This is a genomic window from Cutibacterium nasicola, assembly GCF_052654715.2.
Genome location: NZ_CP199745.2, coordinates 1,863,968 through 1,885,261, shown reverse-complemented (window position 1 = coordinate 1,885,261; position 21,294 = coordinate 1,863,968). Strand labels below are relative to the sequence as shown.

Annotated in this window: 20 protein-coding genes; 9 read left to right on the top strand and 11 right to left on the bottom strand. The window is 63.2% G+C overall.

The window, feature by feature from the left end; genetic code table 11:
• Window positions 1-3: 3 nt before the first annotated feature.
• Complete coding sequence (gene cysS / locus ACUCCZ_RS08895) at window positions 4-1,434, bottom strand: cysteine--tRNA ligase (protein ID WP_435917185.1); 1,431 nt, start codon at window positions 1,432-1,434, stop codon at window positions 4-6.
• 47 nt (window positions 1,435-1,481) lie between these two features.
• On the opposite strand from cysS, the gene ACUCCZ_RS08890 reads away from it, so the two are divergent.
• Window positions 1,482-1,715, top strand: a complete 234-nt coding sequence (locus ACUCCZ_RS08890) for a hypothetical protein (protein WP_435917184.1) — start codon at window positions 1,482-1,484, stop codon at window positions 1,713-1,715.
• 9 nt (window positions 1,716-1,724) lie between these two features.
• Here ACUCCZ_RS08890 and ACUCCZ_RS08885 read toward each other — a convergent pair whose 3' ends face one another.
• Both ACUCCZ_RS08885 and ACUCCZ_RS08880 read right to left on the bottom strand, forming a co-directional pair.
• Window positions 1,725-3,143 carry a DUF4032 domain-containing protein gene (locus tag ACUCCZ_RS08885; protein WP_435917183.1) on the bottom strand — a complete coding sequence of 473 codons (1,419 nt, stop codon included), beginning with the start codon at window positions 3,141-3,143 and terminating at the stop codon, window positions 1,725-1,727.
• A gap of 54 nt (window positions 3,144-3,197) precedes the next feature.
• Window positions 3,198-4,367 (bottom strand): trans-sulfuration enzyme family protein, encoded by a 1,170-nt coding sequence (locus ACUCCZ_RS08880; RefSeq protein WP_435917182.1) that lies wholly within the window; start codon window positions 4,365-4,367, stop codon window positions 3,198-3,200.
• 149 nt (window positions 4,368-4,516) lie between these two features.
• On the opposite strand from ACUCCZ_RS08880, the gene ACUCCZ_RS08875 reads away from it, so the two are divergent.
• From ACUCCZ_RS08875 to ACUCCZ_RS08840, 8 genes are read left to right on the top strand one after another with little or no spacing between them, the layout of a single operon-like run.
• Window positions 4,517-5,032 (top strand): Asp23/Gls24 family envelope stress response protein, encoded by a 516-nt coding sequence (locus ACUCCZ_RS08875; RefSeq protein WP_435917181.1) that lies wholly within the window; start codon window positions 4,517-4,519, stop codon window positions 5,030-5,032.
• An 11-nt stretch (window positions 5,033-5,043) separates the two neighbouring features.
• A complete protein-coding gene (locus tag ACUCCZ_RS08870; protein WP_435917180.1) occupies window positions 5,044-5,229 on the top strand; it encodes a DUF2273 domain-containing protein in 186 nt (61 codons plus the stop codon).
• The gene (locus tag ACUCCZ_RS08865) at window positions 5,229-5,642 is read left to right on the top strand and encodes an Asp23/Gls24 family envelope stress response protein (RefSeq protein WP_435917179.1); all 414 of its coding nucleotides are present in this window, start codon (window positions 5,229-5,231) and stop codon (window positions 5,640-5,642) included. The genes ACUCCZ_RS08870 and ACUCCZ_RS08865 overlap by 1 nt, the downstream gene beginning before the upstream one ends.
• 1 nt (window position 5,643) lies before the next feature.
• Complete coding sequence (locus ACUCCZ_RS08860) at window positions 5,644-6,198, top strand: DUF6286 domain-containing protein (protein ID WP_435917178.1); 555 nt, start codon at window positions 5,644-5,646, stop codon at window positions 6,196-6,198.
• Window positions 6,195-6,911, top strand: coding sequence for an alkaline shock response membrane anchor protein AmaP (amaP, locus tag ACUCCZ_RS08855; protein WP_435917177.1), 717 nt, complete (start codon window positions 6,195-6,197; stop codon window positions 6,909-6,911). Before ACUCCZ_RS08860 ends, amaP begins: the two co-directional genes overlap by 4 nt.
• Before the next feature lie 60 nt (window positions 6,912-6,971).
• The gene (locus ACUCCZ_RS08850) at window positions 6,972-7,547 is read left to right on the top strand and encodes an RNA polymerase sigma factor (protein ID WP_435917175.1); all 576 of its coding nucleotides are present in this window, start codon (window positions 6,972-6,974) and stop codon (window positions 7,545-7,547) included.
• Window positions 7,538-8,062, top strand: coding sequence for an Asp23/Gls24 family envelope stress response protein (locus tag ACUCCZ_RS08845; protein ID WP_334354764.1), 525 nt, complete (start codon window positions 7,538-7,540; stop codon window positions 8,060-8,062). The genes ACUCCZ_RS08850 and ACUCCZ_RS08845 overlap by 10 nt, the downstream gene beginning before the upstream one ends.
• A complete protein-coding gene (locus tag ACUCCZ_RS08840; protein WP_016667005.1) occupies window positions 8,055-8,411 on the top strand; it encodes a hypothetical protein in 357 nt (118 codons plus the stop codon). The genes ACUCCZ_RS08845 and ACUCCZ_RS08840 overlap by 8 nt, the downstream gene beginning before the upstream one ends.
• Window positions 8,412-8,744: 333 nt before the next feature.
• On the opposite strand, the gene ACUCCZ_RS08835 is transcribed toward ACUCCZ_RS08840, so the two are convergent.
• From ACUCCZ_RS08835 to ACUCCZ_RS08800, 8 genes are all read right to left on the bottom strand, one after another.
• Window positions 8,745-9,848: a hypothetical protein gene (locus ACUCCZ_RS08835; protein WP_435917174.1), complete on the bottom strand. Its 1,104-nt coding sequence runs from the start codon at window positions 9,846-9,848 to the stop codon at window positions 8,745-8,747.
• Window positions 9,849-9,898: 50 nt separating this feature from the next.
• A complete protein-coding gene (locus tag ACUCCZ_RS08830; RefSeq protein ID WP_435917173.1) occupies window positions 9,899-13,060 on the bottom strand; it encodes a type I restriction endonuclease subunit R in 3,162 nt (1,053 codons plus the stop codon).
• On the bottom strand, window positions 13,057-13,641 hold the full coding sequence (locus tag ACUCCZ_RS08825; protein ID WP_435917172.1) for a hypothetical protein: 585 nt from the start codon (window positions 13,639-13,641) through the stop codon (window positions 13,057-13,059). The genes ACUCCZ_RS08830 and ACUCCZ_RS08825 overlap by 4 nt, the downstream gene beginning before the upstream one ends.
• A gap of 5 nt (window positions 13,642-13,646) precedes the next feature.
• On the bottom strand, window positions 13,647-14,801 hold the full coding sequence (locus tag ACUCCZ_RS08820) for an AAA family ATPase (protein ID WP_435917171.1): 1,155 nt from the start codon (window positions 14,799-14,801) through the stop codon (window positions 13,647-13,649).
• A gap of 51 nt (window positions 14,802-14,852) precedes the next feature.
• Window positions 14,853-16,052: a restriction endonuclease subunit S gene (locus ACUCCZ_RS08815; RefSeq protein WP_435917170.1), complete on the bottom strand. Its 1,200-nt coding sequence runs from the start codon at window positions 16,050-16,052 to the stop codon at window positions 14,853-14,855.
• Window positions 16,052-17,746, bottom strand: coding sequence for a class I SAM-dependent DNA methyltransferase (locus tag ACUCCZ_RS08810; RefSeq protein ID WP_435917169.1), 1,695 nt, complete (start codon window positions 17,744-17,746; stop codon window positions 16,052-16,054). Before ACUCCZ_RS08810 ends, ACUCCZ_RS08815 begins: the two co-directional genes overlap by 1 nt.
• On the bottom strand, window positions 17,746-19,644 hold the full coding sequence (locus ACUCCZ_RS08805; protein WP_069101844.1) for a hypothetical protein: 1,899 nt from the start codon (window positions 19,642-19,644) through the stop codon (window positions 17,746-17,748). The genes ACUCCZ_RS08810 and ACUCCZ_RS08805 overlap by 1 nt, the downstream gene beginning before the upstream one ends.
• A 286-nt stretch (window positions 19,645-19,930) precedes the next feature.
• Complete coding sequence (locus ACUCCZ_RS08800; RefSeq protein ID WP_435917168.1) at window positions 19,931-21,031, bottom strand: ABC transporter ATP-binding protein; 1,101 nt, start codon at window positions 21,029-21,031, stop codon at window positions 19,931-19,933.
• Between the last annotated feature and the right edge of the window lie 263 nt (window positions 21,032-21,294).

Genomic DNA, 21,294 nt, shown 5'->3' with positions numbered 1-21,294 from the left:
TCGTCAGCTCAGCGACCAGTGGGCGCCGGTGGGGGTGTCCTCGATCGTCAGTCCGAGGTTGGTCAAGGTGTCACGAATCGCGTCGGCAGTCGCCCAGTCCTTGCGGGAACGGGCCTCGGCACGCTGATCAAGCATGGCCTGGACCAAGCCGTCGACGACTGGTTCGAGGCGGGCCTCGTTCCCGGCGGTATCCGCCCATTCCGGGGCCTGCGGATCGAGCCCGAAGACCGCGAGCATGGCACGTACCCGAGCTATGTGCTCACGGGTGGCGTCGACGTCGTGGGCAGAGACGGACTTGTTGCCCTCGGTGATTTCGCTGAAGAGGGCTGCAACCGCCTGCGGAGTACCCAAGTCATCGTCCATCGCCGTGACGAAGGCTTCCGGCAGCTCCTTCGACGCCGCGACCTCCTCGCCGACGAGGACGTGGGCGCGGTCAAGGAAGGAATCGATGCGTTCGATGGCCTTGGTGGCCTCGTCAAGGGAGCCCTTGGCGGTCTCGTCGGAGGGGCTGAACTCGATCATGGAACGGTAGTGCGGGGCGAGTAGGAAGTACCTCACGGCTCGCGGGCCGTAGGTCTTGGTGACCTCGGTCACCTGAGCGGTGTTGCCCAAGGACTTGCTCATCTTCTCCCCGGACATCGTCACCCACGCGTTGTGCATCCAGTAGTGGGCGAAGGGACGCCCGGCTGCCGCTGACTGGGCCAGCTCGTTCTCGTGGTGGGGGAAACGCAGGTCGATGCCACCGCCATGGATGTCGAAGGCATCACCCAGGTACTTCCCGGACATGGCAGAGCACTCGAGGTGCCAACCGGGTCGACCGCGCCCCCACGGGGAGGGCCAGGACGCCGTCTCCGGCTCGTCGTCCTTGTGCCCCTTCCACAACGCGAAGTCGCGCGGGTCGCGCTTGCCACGCGGGTCGGAGTCCTCGACCGGGACCATCTCGTCGACGCGCATCCCGGACAGCTCCCCGTATCGCGGCCAGGACCGGACGTCGAAGTACACGTCACCGGAGCCGTCGGGGGCGGGGTAGGCGTGGCCCTGTTCGATCAGCGTCTCGACGAGTTCGATCATCTCCGGGATGTGTCCGGTGGCGCGCGGCTCGTAGGTCGGCGGACGGCATCCCAGGGCCTTGTAGGCCGCGTGCAGCTCGTTCTCGTAGTGGTAGGCGTGAGCCCACCACGGCACACCGGCGGCAGCGGACTTGGCGAGGATCTTGTCGTCAATATCGGTGACGTTGGCAACGACGGTCACCTGGTAGCCAGAACACTCCAACCAGCGCCGCAGGACGTCAAAGACGACCTCCTTGCGGATGTGGCCCAGGTGCGGACTGGACTGCACCGTCATGCCACAGTGGTAGATCGACACCTGACCCTTGTGGAGGGGTTCGAAGGTCTCGATGCCATGGGTAGCGGTGTTGTAGAGCTTGAACGTCACGCCTCAAGGCTACCGGTGTACCCCGACACATCGCCTACCATGGCCGCATGGCCGAGATTCGCAAGCACAAGCCGTCGTCCAGCCCCATCTCCCGGGCCCTGGAGGCCGCGATGGGTGAATCCATCAAGCCGGTCGTCCCCGGATCGCGTCCCGACGAGGACGTCGAGGAGTCCAGGACGAAGCCTGAGGCCGGTCCCTCGCCGGCAGCAGCTCCCACACAGTGGGGACCTTTCGACGGTGGATCGTTCACCCTGACCACGCCCCCGACCTCCTCGCAGTGACGAGGGTCTCTAGCCCTCCATACGGGCGCGCAAGGCGTCGATGTCGAGACGAGAGGCCGATTCCACGTCGACGGACTCGGTATTGGCCTCCCAAGGGTCGTAGGGGGCATCGTCCTCCTCATCCTCGACGTATCCCAGAGACGGGTCATACACGTTGACCAGCTCGTGGCCGTTACGAGGTTGCGACCCATCGACGGACACCACTGACTCGGCACTCATGGCCTCGTCAGGAAGCTGGGCCAGGATGTCGTGAACGTATCCTTGGGCAGCCTCGATGTGAGGAACCTCGCGTTGCTGGCGCTGGGACTCGTACCAGCGATAGTCGAGCACCTCGTGGTAGAACTGCGCGAGCTCGCGCTTGCGGGACAATTCCGGGGGAATCTGCTGGACGACAGGCTCGAAGCACTCGGTGAGCCAGCGATGGGCAGCCACCGCCTCGTCGACTCCCTGCAGCCCATTGCGGGCCCGGAAGGTGTCGAGGTCATTGAGGAGGCGTCGCGCCTGGAACTCCTCGGTATCCAGGCCTGTCAGAAGCAGCAGACGACGCTGATGGTGCCCTGCATCGACAACCTTGGGCTGGATGCGTAGTCGCTGGCCGTCCGGCGAGGTCTGGATGTCCAGCTCAGCGACGTCGAAGCCCAGTGCATTGAGACGACGCACCCGCGACTCGACCTGGGAATAGTCACCTCCGGCGAACTCTTCAGCTGCGGTGAGCTCGTCCCACAGGTCGTGGTAGCGGTCCTCGATGATCGTCACCAGGCCAAGCGGATCGAGGGCGGCGTCGAGCATGTCGCCCTCCTCCAGGTCGAGGAATTCGCCGTAGAGGTTGGTGCGGGCGATCTGCAGGTCGTGTTCCCGCTGTCCGGTGGTGAGGCGGTCATGGAGTTCGCCGGTCTCGGCGTCGACCAGATAGGCGGCGAAGGCCTCGGCATCACGTCGGAACAGCACGTTCGACAGCGAGATGTCTCCCCACAAGAATCCGACCAGGTGTAATCGTACCAAGAGGACGACGAGGGCGTCAAGCAGTCGCATGACGGTCTCCTGACGCACCCCGGAGTGGAAGAGGGACCGGTACGGCAGCGAGAACTGCAGATGTCGGGTGAGGATGATCGGTTCGAGGGGCTCTCCGTCGGCGCGGTAGCGGTCGGTGATGACGCCGATGGGCTCGACGGAGGGGGTGTCCAGACGCATGAGGTCGTGCAGCAACCGGTATTCGTGGATCGCCAGGTTCTCGACGACCTCCTTGGCGGCGTAGACGTCGTCACCAACGGTGATGAATCGCACCACGTGACGGGAGATGCCTCGGGGCAGCGCGACCAGGAGCTCTTGCGGCCACTGTGCCAGCGGTGTGCTCCACGGCAACGGAAGCAGGCGGGAGTCGGGCTTCGCGCTGAGGAAACGGGTCACGGGTGACAGTGTGCCACCCACATGACCCGCGCATGGGCATGGGCCTGGTCAGCACGTCATTGAGCCCTCGAGAACTCAGACGGCAGCGGCCCTGTCGAGAGCCTCGGACAAGCAGGTGGCGAGGTCTTCGACGGGGTCGATTCCCGGACTCATCCGGATCATGGAGTCATTGACCCCAGCGGCATCCCGGGCCTCCTGACTCATGGCCGCATGGGTCATCGTCGCAGGATGGCAGACCAGGGATTCCACACCTCCCAGGGACTCGGCGAGGATGAACCCCTCCAGTCCGGTCATGAAGGCCTTGACAGCGGGTAGCCCGCCGGCCAGCTCGAAGCTGAGCAGGGATCCGAAGTCCTTCTGCTGACGTGCGGCCAGGTCATGACCGGGATGATCGGCCAGCCCGGGCCAGTGCACCGCTACGACGGCGCCGTGGGACGAGAGGATTTCGACCATCCGGGCAGCGTTGGCACAGTGGGCCTTCATCCTCACACCGAGGGTGCGCAGGCCACGCAGCGTCAGCCAGGAATCCAGAGGAGAGGCCGTCAACCCCATCATGTTGGCGTGGAAGGCCATCAGGTCGACGTCCTCCTGGACAGCGGCGACGACGGAGCCGCCGATGACATCGGAGTGGCCGTTGAGAAACTTGGTGTCGGAAGCGATGACGAGGTCTGCTCCGAGGCCCAGTGGCTGCTGCAGCATCGGCGAGCAGAAGGTGTTGTCGACGGCCACGACGGTGCGCTCGCCGTTCGAGGAATGAGCCAGGTCGGCTGCGGCAGCGATGTCGGTGATGCGTAGCATCGGGTTGGATGGGGTCTCCACCAGGAGTAGGTCAGTGGGGGATTCCAGGGCGGGGCGCAGCGCGTCGAGATCGGTCTCATCGACCCAGTCGACCGTCAGGCGTCCGACAGTGGCCCAGGTGTCGAGGATGCGCCAGGTTCCGCCGTAGCAGTCGTGTGGCGCTATGACGTGCCCTCCAATCGGCACGAAGGCCTGCAGAACCAACATGATGGCCGACATTCCCGACGAGGTGACGACAGCCCCCGTGCCACCCTCCAGCGTCGTGAGGGCGTCGGCGAGCAGGGCCCGGGTGGGGTTGCCCCCGCGACCATAGTCGAAGGTTGGGCGCTCCCCGAAGGTGTCGTAGAAGTAGTTCGAGGAGAGGACGGCGGGCGGGGTGACGCCGGAGTGGGCGTGATCCGAACACAGCCCGGTCGTCAGTCCCTGCATGGTGGTGGACGTCGGCATGGTCCCTCCTGTCATCGGGTGGTTTCGAGGGTAGCCGAGGACGCTCAGGAAATTCTTTTTGCCCAATTCTCGGATTCAACGTGACGATTCGGCTCGCCGAGCATCCGAACATGTGAAAGTCGCCACAGATCGAATGGAGATGAGCCGACATGGCTGACAACAAGACTGCTTCCGCAAAAAATGACGAGACCAAGACCGAGAATCTGCCGGACACCACCAAGGAGTCCTTGGCCCCGTCACCGCTGCACACTGACCACGGCTCGACCCTCATTGCTGAGCAGGTCGTCCAGAAGATCGCTGGTATCGCGTGCCGTGAGGTTCCTGGCATTCACGCCATGGGCTCCACCGGACGTCGCATGCTGAGCTCCATCACTGACCGCATCCCGGGTTCCACCACCAACGTCTCCAATGGCGTCCAGGTCGAGAAGGGCGAGCGCCAATGCGCCATCGACCTCTCCGTCGTCATCGATTACGGCTACTCGGTCGTCGAGGTCGCCAACAAGCTCCGCGAGACCATCATTGACGCTGTCGAGTACGGCACTGGCCTCGAGGTTGTCGAGGTCAACGTCCAGGTCACCGATGTGTACATCCAGGGCGACGACGAGGACGACGACGACCAACCGGCCCAGGTTGCCCCCCAGCGTAAGAACACCGAGCTTTCCTGAAAGGTCACAGTATGAATGCATCGCGCATCGGAGCACTCGTCGGTCTGTTGCTGGGTGTCGTCGCGGTCTGCGTTGGCGTGTGGCAGGCCATCGTCGTGCTGGTGCTGGGTCTGCTCGGGCTGATCACGGGGAGGATCATTGACGGTCAGCTTGACGTGCACGACATCTTCGGCAAGCCAAGTCAGCGGAACCGTTGATGTCTGCCGGCACCACACGCGTACGTTCGGTGCCGTCGCTGGCGGTCCACAACCGTGAGAAGGCCAGCCGCGGAACCTTGACGGTGTCCACCGCGGTTGTCGAGAAAGTGGCGGCCCGCGTGGCGGCCCAGAGCGCGGGTTTTGGGGCGCCCACCTCGTCGATGTTCGGATCGGGGTCGCGTGCCGACTTCGACCGAGGCCCGAAGGTGAGTGCGGTTCTCACTGGCCGTACTGCTGATCTCGAGGTGGAGGTTGCCATCAGCTATCCCGCCCCCATCCAGGCTCGGTGTGACGACCTGAGAGCCCGTTTGACCGAGCAGGTTCCGACACTGTCCGGGATTGAGATCGGCACCATCGACATTCTGGTGAGCCGAGTTGTCAACAAGGCATCGACGACGAGGGAGTTGAACTGAGATGAGTCATCGATACATGTCTCCGCCACTCGTTCGTCGTCCCTCCCGGACGATTCCGGTGACGATCCTGGGTGTCCTGCTGATGGTGGCAGGAGTGGTGTCCATCATCGCTGCCGTCCACCGGCTCCAGCACGGATCCTTGCCACAGTGGTTGGACTGGGGCCGTGGTCACATGACCACCGCCTCGTGGCTCAACGACACCGCGCTGACGGTTGCCATCGTCATCGGCGTCATTGCCTTGGTGTTGGTGATCTGGGCATTCACACCGGGACGCACCTCTGGTGTCTTCCTCAAGGCGGCTGAAGGCGCCCCCGACAATCGAGAGATCGTCATGGACAACTCCGACCTGACGGGCTGGCTTTCTCGCTGGCTTGACGGGGAGGACGGGGTCGCAACCTCGTCGGTGAAGCGTCGCGGCAACACGCTCGTCATTGACGTCGAGACCGACGTCAATGAGCCTGAGGTGATTCGGGAACAGCTCACCAGGAGGATTGCTGATCGCGTCAACTCGCTCGACCTGGAACAGTCCCCGAGCGTGAAAGTGAGGTTGCGATGAGGGGCCGCGCAAACAGAACACGACTTGCCGTCGTCGGGATCATCTTGTTGCTGGTGGTCGCGTGGTTCATGCTGGTGCGGTTCAGCATCGCCTCGTCGTGGGGATGGTGGCAACCTGAACCCGACGCGCCCATTGCCGACGTGCCACAGGCATGGCGCACGGACTACGCCTCCTGGGCCCTGCTCCTCGTGGGCGTCCTGGCTACGGCGATTGGGTTGACCTGGCTGCTTCGGCAGTTCTCGTCAAGCAATCGCGCTCACAGCTACGGCATCAGCCACGAGACGGACCATGGATCCACGGTCCTGTCCACCGATGCCCTGGGACGGGCCATCGAGGAACAGATCGAGGATTTCCCCGGAGTCAGCAGCGCCAATGTCAGGTTCTTCGGAGCCCGTGTTGCTCCCGAGATGATGGTCCAGATCGACCTTGACGACCGTGCTGACGTGCGAAAGCTCGTCAATTGGCTGGAGTCCGAGGTCGCTCACGACGTCGAGACCACCCTGGATGCCACGTTGGTGCGCTTCGGGGTGAAGTTGCGGACGGGGGCGCACGTGACCGGAATGGGCGTGAGCCACGTCGGCGTGACTGAAGTGTCCAATGTCGACGAGTCCGGGGACAGCCTGCCCGCCAATCCGATGCCCAAGCCCACCTTTCTCAACGAGAAGTCCGAACGGACCAAGCCTCGGACTCGTGACGGAAAGGTGCTCGCCTGAGCTGCGCGCTAGCGGTCGAGGACTCAGTAGTTGTCCTCGACCGCTGCTAGCGTCGAATCCATGGTCAGAGGGGTCGAAGGTGACGACGGCGACGAGATCGTTTTTGCAGACATAAGTGCTGCTCAGGACGGAGATGCTGCGGCATACGCTCGCGTTGTTGAGTCATGGGGCGGGCCGCTCCTGAGGTTCTGTCACAACCACTTGCCGGCCACGATTGACGCGGAGGACGTCGTCCAGGACGTTTTGCTGACCGCCTGGCAGAAGCTGCCCGATCTCGACGATAGGTCCCGGTTCAGGGCGTGGATGTACACCATTGCTCGGAATCGTTGCCGGGAAGTCATCCGGACCGCCGGGCGACGCGCAACCGATCCGGTGGCACCGGAAGAAGTTCCGGTGAGGATCGACACCCTTCAGGACCCAGCAAGGGCACACACCAGGGATGCCGCGATGAAGGCGTTGAGGAAGAGTGTTGTCCGGCTGCCGGACAACCAGAGGCGTATCTGGGTCATGGCTCAGATCGACGGTCTCGGATACGCCGAGATTGCTGAGATTGAAGAATTACCGGTGTCCACCGTCCGTGGCCGTTTGGCCCGGGCGAGGGCCACCATTGCGGAGGAGATGGAACCATGGAGGTGAATCTCGCGTGTGGCGCGGACATGAACCACGTCTGGGACAACGCGACACAGCCTCCCACCGAGCACGAGGTCGAGTGCCCAGCCTGCCAGGCGGTGCGCACCGTGGCCGTTCGTGCCGGTCAACTGCGTGACGACGCGGTTGCCGAGGATGCCAAGACCAAGGTAGTCGTTGATCCACCGAAGCTGTCGTCGGTGTGGAGGTCCTACAGCGCTGATCTCTCGCCGCGTCATTGCATCGTCAGTGACGACGATGGCGACATCGAGGTCAGAGAGACCGTGCTGACCACCATCGTGCGCGAGACCCTGGCTGATTGCGAGGATGGCAGGTTGAGCCGAGTTCGTTTCTCGGTGCCTCATGCCCCGTTGAGATTGCGCATTGATCTGTCGGTTGCGCACGGTGTTCGTATCCCAGAGTGTGCCGATCAGGTGCGTCAGAGGGTGTCGTCGGAAATGTATCGGCAGCTGGGCGGACGTCCGGAAGCCATTGACATCAGTGTGGGGGATATCCATGCCTGATCTTGAAAATGACGTTGTCGTCTCCGGGACTGTCCTGACGGGCGACGACACCAGTGATGATCTGGAAGGGGTCATCGTCATCACCGTGCTTAACACCCCGGGAGTGACTCGGCTTGTCCGGCCGTGGTGGCGTCGGGTCGGCACATCCGACGATCGCTGCGCAATCCGAGTGAGTGAGGAGGATGGGCATACCGACGTGGGAATTGAGGTCACTGTCGATCTGACGGTGCCTATCGTGCGGCTCACCCAGGACCTTCGTCACCGGGTTGCCACGGCCATAACCGCTTCCGGACGCATCCCGGGGAAGATCGACGTCACCGTCTCCAAGGTTGAGCGCAAGGACGGGTGACGGCGGGCTGAACCGGCCCTACGCCCTGGATTATGAAGCGTCGCTTTGGCTCCTAAGAGAGACGCGGTAGCCATGGTTTCAAACTGGTGGCGAAGAGCAAATACCCATGAGCCAGGACTACCACCTGCTCACGGACCCGCTGCGCCTGGCGCTGCCGACCAGACACGACGTTGCGTGACTACGGCGACCAGCTGGTGAGGGGGCGCGTGAAACTTCCGCTGAAGCGCATCCTGGCCGTCGAACTGCAGTGAATTCGTTGCGATTATCCGAGCGGATGATGAGAGACTCGGCCGGTAAGGTTCACTGGTACGAAAACAAGCAGGAAGCTTTCATTTACTGTGTGTGATGCGATGAAGCTAAGATATCTCTTAGTTCGGGTGGGATGTACTGGATTGACTCCCTGAGGCGGGGCAAGTAGTCGCGCAAATGACTCGAATATAAGATTTCCGACACGGAAAGTTTGCGCTTGACTTTTGCGTCCTCGCGTCGGGACCACAGACTACAGTTCATGCAGTAGAAGAGTGGAAATGGTTTGGCTTCGCTGCGGTTGGGCTCGGGGGAATCCTTGCCGCAACGAGGACACCGATAAAAAGCTATCCAGTATTCCACCCCTTCGTTCTCTCTGATGTTGGGAATGTTTGACCGGGAAGTTTCGCGAACTACGATCCCTATCGCCTCGAAGAGGCGTTTCTGGGCTTGGCGCAGTTTCTTGAGGGTCTCCGGGATCTCCTCGGCAGCTGGTTTTGAGAAGGTGATCCCGTTGACGGGGAGGGCCTCTCCCAAGCCTGTTCGGTAGGAGCTGCCAAGGGGCCGGTGGTGGATAATCTGATCCCGGATCTTCGTGACTTCGCGGACAGGGTAGTCGCGAACGAGGCGCTTGACGTCATCCAACCATGTTCCTCGCGCAAACTTCTTGTCGGTCTTGCTGAAGAACCTGTCTGCTCGAGCTCCAACCTGTACGTAGTCGAGCTCCTGGCGACGGCGTCGAATATCACGGACTGCCTGTTGTATCTCACGTGGTGTGTATTGGACCTTGGTCCCGGTGGGGCCTGGAATGAATTCCACGTCGTAGGAAGAGAGGCCGAGTATGGCGTTGTAGTCCGCCTTGGTTGCTGCGACTTCTTCCTGGAGCGACAGGATATAGGTGAGCATCTGGAAGAGATATTCCCACGCACAACAATGGCGCGTGATGGCAGATTCAAGGAGGTAATACTGTTGATCTATAGGGGCATTTTTTGAGCGGCACCACTCCAGCTCTGCCATGCTGATGGCAAGCTGATGATTCGCATATTTGCAGACGAGGTCGTGCAGTGAATGATATGTGACGGCGAGCGCGAAATCCAGCTGCCTGCCATCGTCGGTGCAGTCATAACGTTTCATGTTTTTTCCGAGAAACTTCTGGAATCTCCCGTCGCGCTCCACGGTAAGCCATTCCATGGATTCAGTATCGGTTCGCGGCTGTGTCGGGCTGAGATATTTTCCGAGTCTCATGCTTGGAAATCCGGTGCGATTGCCTCCATCTGTTCGAGCACCAGTTTTACCGCTTCGGGCTGTTTGCTGGGCGGATACTTGTGCCGGCGCAAAAGGCGTTTCACCGAGCTGCGGAGCTTGGCCTGTACGTCGTCGCGCCTGGTCCAGTCGGTGCGGGAGTCCTTGCGCACGATGGCGAGCAGATCGCGGGCCATGGCTGCCAGCACATCGTCGCCCATGGTCTCCAACGCTCCTGGGTCATTGGCGAGCGCGTCGTAGAAGGCGATCTCCTCGTGGTTGAGCGGCGGGTCGAACTTCGCGCCGCGAGCGTTCTCCTCGCTGATGCTCTTGGCTAGCTCGGCAAGTTCGCTGATCACCTGGGCCGAGGTGAGTTGCTGGTTGGTGTAGCGCAGCATCAGTTCGTTGATGCGCTCGCTGAAGTCGCGGTTGCGCACTAGGTTCTTGCGGGTGGCCTTGTCGGCTTCCTCGACGAGCAGATCGCGCAGGGCCTCGATAGCCAGGTGCGGGTTGGTGGCATCCTTGAACTGCTGCACCATTGCCGGCGTGAGGTTCTGCAGGCTGGGCTTGGGGATGCCTGCGGCCTCATAGATGTCGGTGATGCCGCTGCTGACAGTGGCGTCGGCGACCAGACCGCGCAGCAGTCGCAGGACTTCGTCGGGGACGGGCTGGCCGTTGGCCTCGCGTTCCTTGGCGTCATACTTGGCCATCCAGACCCGCACCTCCTCGTAGAAATTGACGTCGATGCGCTTGTCGTCGAGGGTCTGGCTGCCCGCGGACAGCGCCCACATGCGGGCGAGCCTGGCCGACAGTTTGCGGTAACGATCGGCCAGGGTCTCCTCGCCGTCGTCGACGCGGTTACCCGGTGTGCTGGGCGAGCGGAGGTACTCCACTGCGCCGGCTACGGCGTCGCGTCGGGCGCTTTTGGTTCCGGAGCGGAGCACGCCCATCCAGTCGTAGCCGGACAGTAGCCGGTCAAGGGCATTGAGGAGGTCGCGGGTGGCCCCGGCGGCCTCGTCGACGTCACGACCGACGGGGCGGGTGGTCTTGTCGGTCTCGGTGTACTCGTCGAGTGCCTCGCGCAGGTTCTCGGCCAGGGGTGCGTAACCGACGAGCAGGCCGTCTTGTTTGCCGCGGAAGGTGCGGTTGACCCGGGCGAGGGTCTGCATGAGCAGGGCACCCTTGAGCGGCCGGTCGAGGTAAAGGGTGTGCAGGGGCGGGGCGTCGAAGCCGGTAAGCATCATGTCCTTGACGATCACCAGCTCGACCTCATCATTGACGTCGGTGAGGCGTTTCTTAATTACCTGGTTTTCGGAGTCGCGGCGCACGTGGTTGCGGATCGGCTCCGTGTCGGTGGCATTGCCGGAATAGACGACCTTGATGCGCCCCTTGGTGATGTCGTCGTTGTGCCACTCGGGTCGCAGCCGAGTGATCTCGGTGTAGAGGTTTGCGCAAATCTCGCGGGTTGCGCCGACGATCATCGCCTTGCCGTGCGGGGTGGTCGCGGAGTCGCCGTCGCGTAGGGCGGGCTCGACGGTGGCGCGTCGGGCCTCCCAGTGTGCGACGATGTCGGCGGCCAAGGCGTGCAGGCGCTCGGGGGCGCCGTAGATGGCGTTGATGACCAGCACGGATTTCTCGATGCGGCTGCGTTCGGCGTCGTCGAGGCCTTCGGTGGTCTCGTCAGCGATGCGGTCGAGGTCCTCGGAGGTCATGTCGGGGGTGAGTCCGACGTTGATTAACCGTTGCTCGAAGTAGACGGGCACGGTGGCACCGTCGTCGACGGCTCGGCTGAGGTCGTAGACGTCAATGTATTCGCCGAAGACCGCGCGGGTGTCATGGTCGGCGGTGCTGATGGGGGTGCCGGTGAAGGCAATCAGGGTGGCGTTGGGTAGGGCGTCCTTGAGGTGTCGGGCGTAGCCGTCGAGGTCGTCGTAGTGGCTACGGTGGGCCTCGTCGACCATGACGATGACATTGCGCCGGTCGGTGAGCATGGGGTGGTCGAGGCCGGAGTCACGTTCGGCTGCGGAGCGGCCGAACTTTTGCAGGGTGGTGAAGTAGATGCCGCCAGAAGCGGTGTTGGCGAGCCGTTCGCGCAGCTCGGACCGGCGGGTGACCTGCACGGGCGTCTCGGGTAACAGGGTGGAGCGACGGAAGCCGGCGAACAGCTGTCCGTCGAGCTCAGTGCGATCGGTGATGACGACGATCGTGGGGTTGAGTAGCTCGGGGTGGGTCATCACCAGGTTGGCGTAGAGCTCCATTTCCATGCTCTTGCCGGACCCCTGGGTGTGCCAGACGACGCCGGCCTTGCCGGTGGAGTCGATGGCCTTGAGGGTGGAGTCGACGGCCTTGCGCACGGCGAAGTACTGGTGGGGTTTGGCAATGCGCTTCGTGATGTGGCCGGAGTCCTCGTCGAATGCGGTGAAGTTGAGGACCATGTCGAGGAATCGGCGCAGGTCGAACAAGCCGTAGGTGAGGGTCTCCAGCTCGGGGGTGTTAGGGCCGGTCTCGACGGGGGTGCCGAAGTCGTCCACCTTCCACGGCGAGTAGTGGTTCAGCGGGGTGAACGGCGTGCCGTACTGAGCGCTGATCCCGTCGCTGATGACGGTGGTGACCACGCTACGGAAGGCGGTGCCGAACTCTGCCAGGTAGGTTCCGATCTGGGCGTGGGCCTTGGCGATGGTGGCATTGGCTGCGCCGGCCTGCTTGAGCTCGACGACGGCCAGCGGCAGACCGTTGACGTAGAGGACGACGTCGAAGCGACGGCTGTTTTGGCCGTGCACGATGCGGACTTGTTGTACCGCATGGAAGGTGTTCTCGTCGGGGTTGGGGCTGACCAGGCGCAGGGTGGGGGTCTGTTCGGCACCCGAGGAGTCGACATAGGCGAGCCCGTGGAAGCCGTGCGCGAGCAGGGCGTGGAAGGCCTTGTTCTCGGCCAGTGCATCTTGGCTCTTCGGGGTAAGCATCTCGGCCTGCGCCTGGGCGAGGAAGGTGTCAGGTACCCCCGGGTTGAGGCGGTGCAGGGCGTTCAGGAAGACGTCGCTCAGCACCAGGTCGTCGAGGCCCTTCCGCCGGCCCTCGACGGCGGAACCGGTGGTCGGCTCCCAGCCGAGCTCACCGAGCCAGTCAAGCATGGTGGTCTCCCACTCGGATTCCAGGATCATGGGTTGGGTCCTTTCGGCATAGAGGAGAGGGCTGCGACGGCGCGGCGTAGTGACGGGGAGTTCTGGGCGGCGGCTTCGACGTCCCAGTGGTGGGTCGCGAACTCGTTTAGGTGCAGCACGAACAGTTCGCCTGCAGTGGTGGAGTCGTGGGCCACCTCTTCTCGGATGTCACGACTCTTGCTGCGCAGGCATAGTGTCAGCAGAGTGTGCTTGGCGTGTTTCTTAGGGTTCTCGACGTTCCGGGGGATTATGTCTGGCGAGACCTTGAAGTAGTGGGCGAATCCTTCGGTGTCCGCCATGAGCCACGACTCGGTCATGCAGTGGACCAGCCTCAGGGTGAACAGCCGATTGTCTGGGATCCCGTGCAGGAGCTGCTGGCGCAGGGCCACGGGGCATTTGGTGTCGGTATCGCGGAAGACAACCCACGGTTCACGTCGGGCTGCGCGCGCGTATTTAGCGAGCTTGGGGTCCAGCTTGGTCTTACCACCTGCGACATGAACCCGGGTCACGGGGTGGCCCGCGTGTTCAACGACCGCGCGTGCTGCGCCTCCGTCGGAAGGGCCTTCGACGACGATGTACATGGTGGCTACTTTCGGGCTGCCCGCATGAGCCCGGACATGTCGCCGGGGGAGATCAGGTCCGCGGTGATTTCGCTGAGGGGTAGACCCGCCTCGACTTGGTCGATGGCCTCGTCGACCTCGCTGAGCGGTGTGGCGATAGTGCCGTCGTTACCCACCTGCAACACCAACACTTCCTCGGGGCGAATGCCCTCGTCGTCGAGTAGTTCGGGGGCGTGTGTGGACATCACGACCTGCATCTTCGAGTCCCGCTGGGCTAGGGCCAGAAGAGGCGCGAGCTTTCGGACGATGGCACTGTTGAGGGACAGTTCGGGCTCTTCCAGCAGCAGCACGCCACCAGTGGCGGGAGAACTGACGATCGTCCACAGCAGGCCTATCAGGCGGAGGGTTCCGTCGGAGAAGTCTGCTTCCTTCTGCTCGACGGGATGGGACCGCCAGTGGCGGTAGTCGGCGATTAGGTGTGGCTGCCCGTACTTGTCCACTTCGAGTTTTAGGCTTTCGAATCCGGGGACTGTTGACTCCAGAGCCTTCTGGATGCGGCCCAGCCATGCATTCCTTGTCTTCTCGGGCGTGCCATTCATGTCGGCGATCATGGTGCTGCCGAAGGCTCGAGTGGTGGCCGTATTCATGGGCTGCGGCTGCCGAATCAACTGCGGCACCAGGTGGAAGTAGTTCGCCTTCGCGAAGTGCTCGGCTACAGGGCGGAATGCTTGGTTGGCAGAGATTTGTTCCAGGTGCGTTTGGGTCAGGCGCTCCTTATCCGCCTTGTCGGCGTCATCGGGGCGGCTGAGCAGTACTGTGCCATTACGGGTGACGGTCTCCTCGGCGACGATGGGGCGGTTGCGACCGCTGCCTTCGCCTTTAACCGCGAGTCGATAGGTCCAAGTGATGTCGTCGTCGACGAGTCTTGTCTCGACTATCAGCTGGCCTTTGGCGTTGTTGTGGGCGAACAAGGAGCGTGCGTTCGAGAGCCCGCCCCGGTCGGTGAGTGCGGCAGACAGGCCACCCCCTGGGCGAGAGATGTCGGCGAGGAAGCGGAACAGGTCGAGCAGGTTCGACTTACCAGCCGCATTGGGACCCACGACGATGAGCCGATTACTCAAGTCGAAATCCAGGTTTTTGAAGTTGCGCCAGTTGTGGGCCGTGATGTGGGTGATCCGCATGGGCTCAATCCTTCCATTGCGTTGTTGTCAGGGTCGGGTTATGGGGTGCGGTCATAGTGCGTCCTCTGCAGCTTTCTCAGCATCCTTAACGCGCAGCGTTCCGTCCATGAGAGCGGGGAGCAGGGTGTCGCGGAGAGCGGCGAGGGTGGCGGACTCATTGATCAGCGAAGTCGCATGCTCAATCCCAGCGATCGCGGCATCACCAAACGCAGCTAGTGCAGCCGTGTCCTGGGTGATGTTGATTGCGAAGTCTGTGAGATCGTTGGCCTTTAGCCGCTGCCGACCAGAGCTGCCCACCATGCGTTGGATTGCTTCTGCTCGGAAGGCCTTCTCGGTGGCGACGAAGTAACTCAGGGGGAGGGGAAAACCTTCCTTCGAGCGCAGTACGATGTATTCCGTTGATCCAAATCCCACTTCTCCGTCGGTAAGGTTGCTTACATATCCAGTCTTGCCATTCTCGAGGCAGGGGGTGATGCGTGCGAGAAGTGTGTCGCCATTGGTGAATCGAACACCACCGTTGGGCTCGGCGTAGGTGGCCTTGGGGATTGCTATCCCGGGGCTGGGAAGGTCCTGCATGGTGATTTGTGGCGCTTTTGATTTTGTGATCTTGCGCTTCGGGTTGACGTCCAGGATCTTTGAGATCGGCGTGTCAGGAGCCTCAGCATCGAGGATCTCGTGCTGGTACTGTGCACGCAGTAGCTCCTCCATGGTCGAGACAAGAGCGCGGTTGGCGGCGATCTTGTCGTCTAGGGCGCCCAGGACGTCCGCGATTGCCTGTTGCTCTGGGAGAGGAGGCAGCGGGACTTCCAGCGTTCCGAGAATTCCGAGGTTGATATGGGGGACGCCCGTGCGAACTGCGGAGTGATCGATCTGGCTCATAAAATCCGAAGTCTGAGCGGCGTAGTACACGAACCGCGCCTCTGCCTTCTCGGGGTCGAGTCGGACACGCATCTGGCTCTGGCTAATGACATAGGTGTCGAACGGGCCTGCGGCGAGGGAGGTCTGTCCTAGAGTGCCCCGCTGCGTGAGAACGAGATCTCCGGGCCGTGCAACGTTTCTGCTTAGATCCCGCTCCACTTTCTCTGCGGTGACGTATGTGTAGGGACCTCTTACGAAGCGATCGCCCATGTTGGACCCCCGTATGACAGGAACACCGCTGGAGACGTAGTCAGAGCCCACAAGCGATGACCCGAATGGGCCTCCAACGATTCCGCCCGGTGTGGCTAGATCAGCGAGACTGACGCGCTCCATCACAACCTCCCCAGTTGCTCACGCACAACCGCTTGCAGGCGGTCGGACTCGGCGAACTTTTCCTGGAGCTGGGCGGTGAGGCGGGCGATCTTCTCGTCGAGCGGCTCGTCGTCGGCCGCGGCCTCGGCCATGCCGACATAACGACCCGGGGTCAGCGCGTAGCCGGCCTCCTTGATCTCGGCGAGGCTCACCGAGCGGTAGAAGCCCGGGATGTCGCGGTAGGCTCCGTCCGGGAAAGTGGTCTCGACAGGCTCAGTACCTGTTCCCGTCCCCTCGGCGGACTCAGGAGCCGGGGAGGAAGACTCGGTCGCCGTGGCGTCCTTGGTGCCCAGATCGAGCACTTCCATGCCGCGCCACAGGTGGTAGGCGTCGGCGATCTGCTTGATGTCGGCGTCGCTGAAGGCGCGCTCGGCACGGGTAACCATGTGGCCTAAGTTGCGCGCATCGATAAACAGCACCTCGCCACGGCGGTCCACGGAACCACCCCGACCGGCCGACTTGTCCTTGGCAAAGAACCAGATGCACACCGGAATCCCGGTGGAGCGAAACAGCTTCTCGGGCAACGCCACCATGCAGCTCACCAGGTCGTTTTCCACCAGCTGGGCGCGGATCTCACCTTCGCCGCCCGACTTCGATGTCATCGACCCATTGGCCATCACCACGCCCGCCGTGCCAGTGGGCTTCAACTTCGAGATGATGTGCTGAAGCCAGGCGTAGTTCGCGTTCTTAGCCGGTGGTACGCCGTAGGTCCAGCGGCTGTCCGACTCCACCCGGTTCCAGTCCTTGATGTTGAACGGCGGGTTGGCCATGACGTAGTCCATCTGTACGCCCTGGTGCAGGTCCAGCGAGAAGGTATCGCCCCAGCGCGGCCCCAAGTTGCCGTTCAGGCCGTGAATGGCGAGGTTCATCTTCGCCATCCGCCAGGTGCTCTCCACGTTCTCCTGCCCGTAGACCGACAGCTTCATCGGGTCGTCATCGTGCGCGGCCAGGAACTTCTCCGCCTGCACGAACATGCCGCCCGAACCACAGCACGGGTCGTAGACCCGGCCTTCGCGGGGCTGCAACACCTCGACGATGGTGCGCACAACGCTGGCCGGTGTGTAGAACTCGCCACCCCGGCGTCCCTCCGACAAGGCGAACTTCGCCAGAAAATACTCGTACACCTCCCCCAGCAGATCCCGCGCCCGGCTAGCACCCTGCCCGCTGAACCGCAGCGAGTTCAGCAGGTCCAGCAGTTCTGCCAGCCGACGCTGGTCGACGCTGGAGTTGTTGAAGACCCGCGGCAGCGTGCCCGCCAACGACGGATTGTCTGACATCAACAGGTCCATCGCCTCGTTGAGACGCTGGCCGATCGTCTTGACATCGTTCACCTTCGCCATCTGCACCAGATGGGGCCAGCGGGCATCCTCGTCCACCCAGAAGACGTTCGAGGCGGTGTACTCGTCACGGTCTTCCAGAGTCTCGGCGATTGCCTCGGCGTCATAGCCTTCCTCGGTCAGCTCGGCGGTCAGCGCGCTAGCCCGCGCCGTGAACGCATCCGAGACGTACTTGAGGAAGACCAGCCCCAGCACCACGTCCTTGTACTGAGAAGCATCCATCGAGCCGCGCAGCTTGTCGGCAGCCTTCCACAGGGTGTCCTTCAGCTCCTTGTCGGTGCTGGGTAACAGTGCGTCCTGTTTCTTCCTGGGTGCCATCACTGGCCCTCCTTCTTCTCGGTCGTGGTGAGCGTCACTGCACCACAGGGCACGCAACGCATCACCACGCGGCGGAGCTCGTCCACCACATTCTGTCGGTCCTGCAACTGGCGCTCGCACCGCTCCAGCAAAGCCAGCGTGTCGTCGGTAGCCCTGCGGTCCCGGGCTATGGGGACCTGCCAAGTACGCCACGCACCGCACCCGGCAGGAAGCTCATTGATGACGGCCGCGACGGACCGCGGTGAGATGGGCGCACGGGAATCGAGACGGAGTACCCGCGCTGGATAAGCGACGACTGCGCTACCTTCGTCGTCCACCTGGGCGACCGGCTTCCCGGTCGAGCAGAAGACCACGTCGCCAGGCTGGGTCACCTTCGCCTCGGGAGCCTGCCGGGTCAGCTGCAGCATGTCGACGGGTTGCGGTGCGCGGCGGGCTAACCCGGCAGCGGTCCACAGCCTGGACGACCCCTCGGGGAGCGCCTCGACGTTGAGGCGCGTACCGGACACCACCTTCGCCAGCCGCTGCTGGGCCAGCTCACCCAGCACCACCAACGATGGTGTGCGGCCGGTGGCCACCCGCGCCGTGATGCCCTCCATCGGACTCGGCTCGGAAACCGTGAGCCTGGTGAGCAGTTGCTGGATTTTGGCCGCGTCATCACCGGGGGCACTGGGCAGCCCCACCGGCACGGTCTGGCCCAGCGTTACCAGCGACCTGGAGCGCGTTAGGAGGGAGGGGAGTGCCACCGGGTGCAGCAACTCGATGCAGCGGCGACTGTCTTGCTGGGCCACAGCCACCAGATCATCCAATAGCCGCTGGCGTAAGGCGCTGTTCAACGGGGTGCCACTGAGGTCACCGACGAAGGGGCGGGCATCCGCCGTTCCATCCATCAGCCACAACGCCAGATGCCCCCGCGCCCCATCGGCCAAGAGACCCTGGGGGAGTCGCACCACAGCGCGCACCAAGTGGTCACGCAGGACAGCGTCGCGACGGCTCGTGGAGCTGCCCAGCGGGTCGACGAGGATCTGGGCTGGACCAATCACGAGGGCACGTGTGCCCGGCGCGAGTTGGAGCGAGAGCTGGTCGAGGTCATCTAGTGCTGCGTGCACGTCGGACTCCAAGCGGGCGAGGATGACGCTGCCTTCGGCTAGCTGCCAGTCGTCGTCGAACGAGGGTGTGCGCGCGACGAGGTGGCGCACCGCCAGACGCTGTCGCGCCATCCGATGACCGGCACCCTCGCCGGGCAGGACTAGCCCGACATCCTGGAGGTCCTCGTCGCGCATCAGGTTCACCAGCACGTCGTTGGCGGTCCCGTTAACGTCCACGAGCTCCCCGCCCGGGGACAGCAAGGCCTTGGCGGCTGTGCTAACCAGGGCGACGAAGTCTTCGGCGAGGCGGGGTGTGTTCGCGGTCCGACGCGTCACCTCCTGCACCAGCCGGTCGTGGGCGTCGGAGGTTGTCCAGGCTGCCTCGACTAGCGCGTCAGCCTCATGAGAGAGCCTCTCGACGTCGAGCGCCTCGACCTCCGACCAGAGCCAGTCATCGTCGGGGTCGGCCTCCTCGACGGCATCGAGGAGATCCTCGGTGTCCATGCTCGCCAGCGGGCAGTCGACGATGCTCCGGGCAGCCACCATCGCGGTCAGGGCTTGCATTTCCTTCGTGCCACGGCCCGCGTTGAAGGTGGTTTCGAGGGCGAGGTCGAGTCGGGGCTGGGGATTGTTGCCCCGGCCGGTCCGCTCCAGCCAGTCGAGCACCTCGTCGGCTGCATAGCGGCCCGTGGGGGACGGGGAGGGAAACGGGGCGCCGGCGACAGGGCGCTTGAGCCACATCGTCGCCACGGCGCGCTTGACGTGGCACAGCCGGGCGATCTGCCCCAGAGACAGCGTCTGCTGAGTTGTCATGGTTCCTCCTTCCGCTGCAAGCAGCTTACTGGAGTAGCCGCCTTTGATATATGAAGTAGCTGATAAGGCGACTTATCAAAGTGATGTAAATTGAAATAAGCACAGGCTGTATCGACGTTCGGACATAGCCGCAGCAGCTCGCTGAGGGGCCGTGTCACACAAGCAGAGATGAAAGAGTTCGCTGCGTTCGACGGCGAGAATCAGGGCACGCCCCCCATGGCCACACAGAACACGACGAGGCCCTCGGAAGAACCGGGGGCCTCGTCGTGTCTGCGGAAACCGAGGATCAGGAGATGCGCTCAGTGGTCTCCTGGCTGAAGACGTGCACGGCGGCCGGGTCGACACCCAGGCGCACCTGCTCGCCACGCTGCGGAGGACGACGAGACGAGATACGAGCGACGACCTGGTGGGCCTCACCATCCTCGATCGAGGCTTCCTTGCCGGAACCGACGAGGGAGCCGTAGAGGTAGGCGTCAGCGCCGAGTTCCTCGACGACGGCAACGTCGAGTCCGATGCCCTCGCTGGCGAGGGTGAAGGCCTCTGGACGGATGCCAAGGGTGAGCTTGGTCTCGTTCGGGGCCTTGGCTAGGACCTCGCGGGAAACCGGAACGACGTAGTCACCGAGCTTGACGCCACCATCAACGACGTCGCCCTCCATGAGGTTCATGGCAGGGGAGCCGATGAAGCCGGCGACGAAGAGGTTCTTAGGAGTGTCGTAGAGGGCCAGCGGGGAGTCGACCTGCTGCAGGATGCCGTCCTTCATGACGGCAACGCGGTCGCCCATCGTCATGGCCTCGACCTGGTCGTGGGTCACGTAGACGGTGGTGACACCGAGGCGCTGCTGCAGGGCAGCGATCTGGGTACGGGTCTGGACACGGAGCTTGGCGTCGAGGTTCGACAGCGGCTCGTCCATGAGGAAGACCTGAGGGTTACGAACGATGGCGCGACCCATGGCGACACGCTGACGCTGACCACCGGAGAGAGCCTTCGGCTTGCGGTTGAGGAAGTCCTCGAGACCGAGGAGCTTGGCAGCCTCGAGAACGCGCTGCTGACGCTCAGCCTTCGGCACGTTCTGCATCTTGAGGGCGAAGCCCATGTTGTCGGCCACGGTCATGTGGGGGTACAGGGCGTAGTTCTGGAAGACCATGGCGATGTCACGGTCCTTCGGGGGCAGATCGGTGACGTCGCGGTCTCCGATCCAGATGGAACCGGCATTGACCTCTTCGAGGCCGGCCAGCATTCGCAGGGAGGTCGACTTACCACAGCCAGACGGCCCGACGAGGACCATGAACTCACCATCGCCGATCTCCAGGTTGAGCTTGCTGACGGCTGCGCGATCGGTGCCCGGGTAAACCCGAGTCGCCTCCTTGTACTGCACGGTTGCCATAACCGTTAATCCTTTCCACGGGCAGGTACGTGCCCGACGATCCGTTGTGGAAATCCGACGACCAAGGGTGCCGCCGGGATCCCCGCGGGTATTGCGAGGACCTGGTGTCGATCATAAGGGACATTGCCCGCGATGGTGGCAAGAGGCTGGCTGGAAGAAGTGTTTTGCCTTGTCGGCTCGCGCACCTCGGGGCTGAGCCGTGGGCCACCCTGCGTGTGGGTGCGGCCCACGGCCCGGTGGGCCGCACCCATATCGGGCTACGA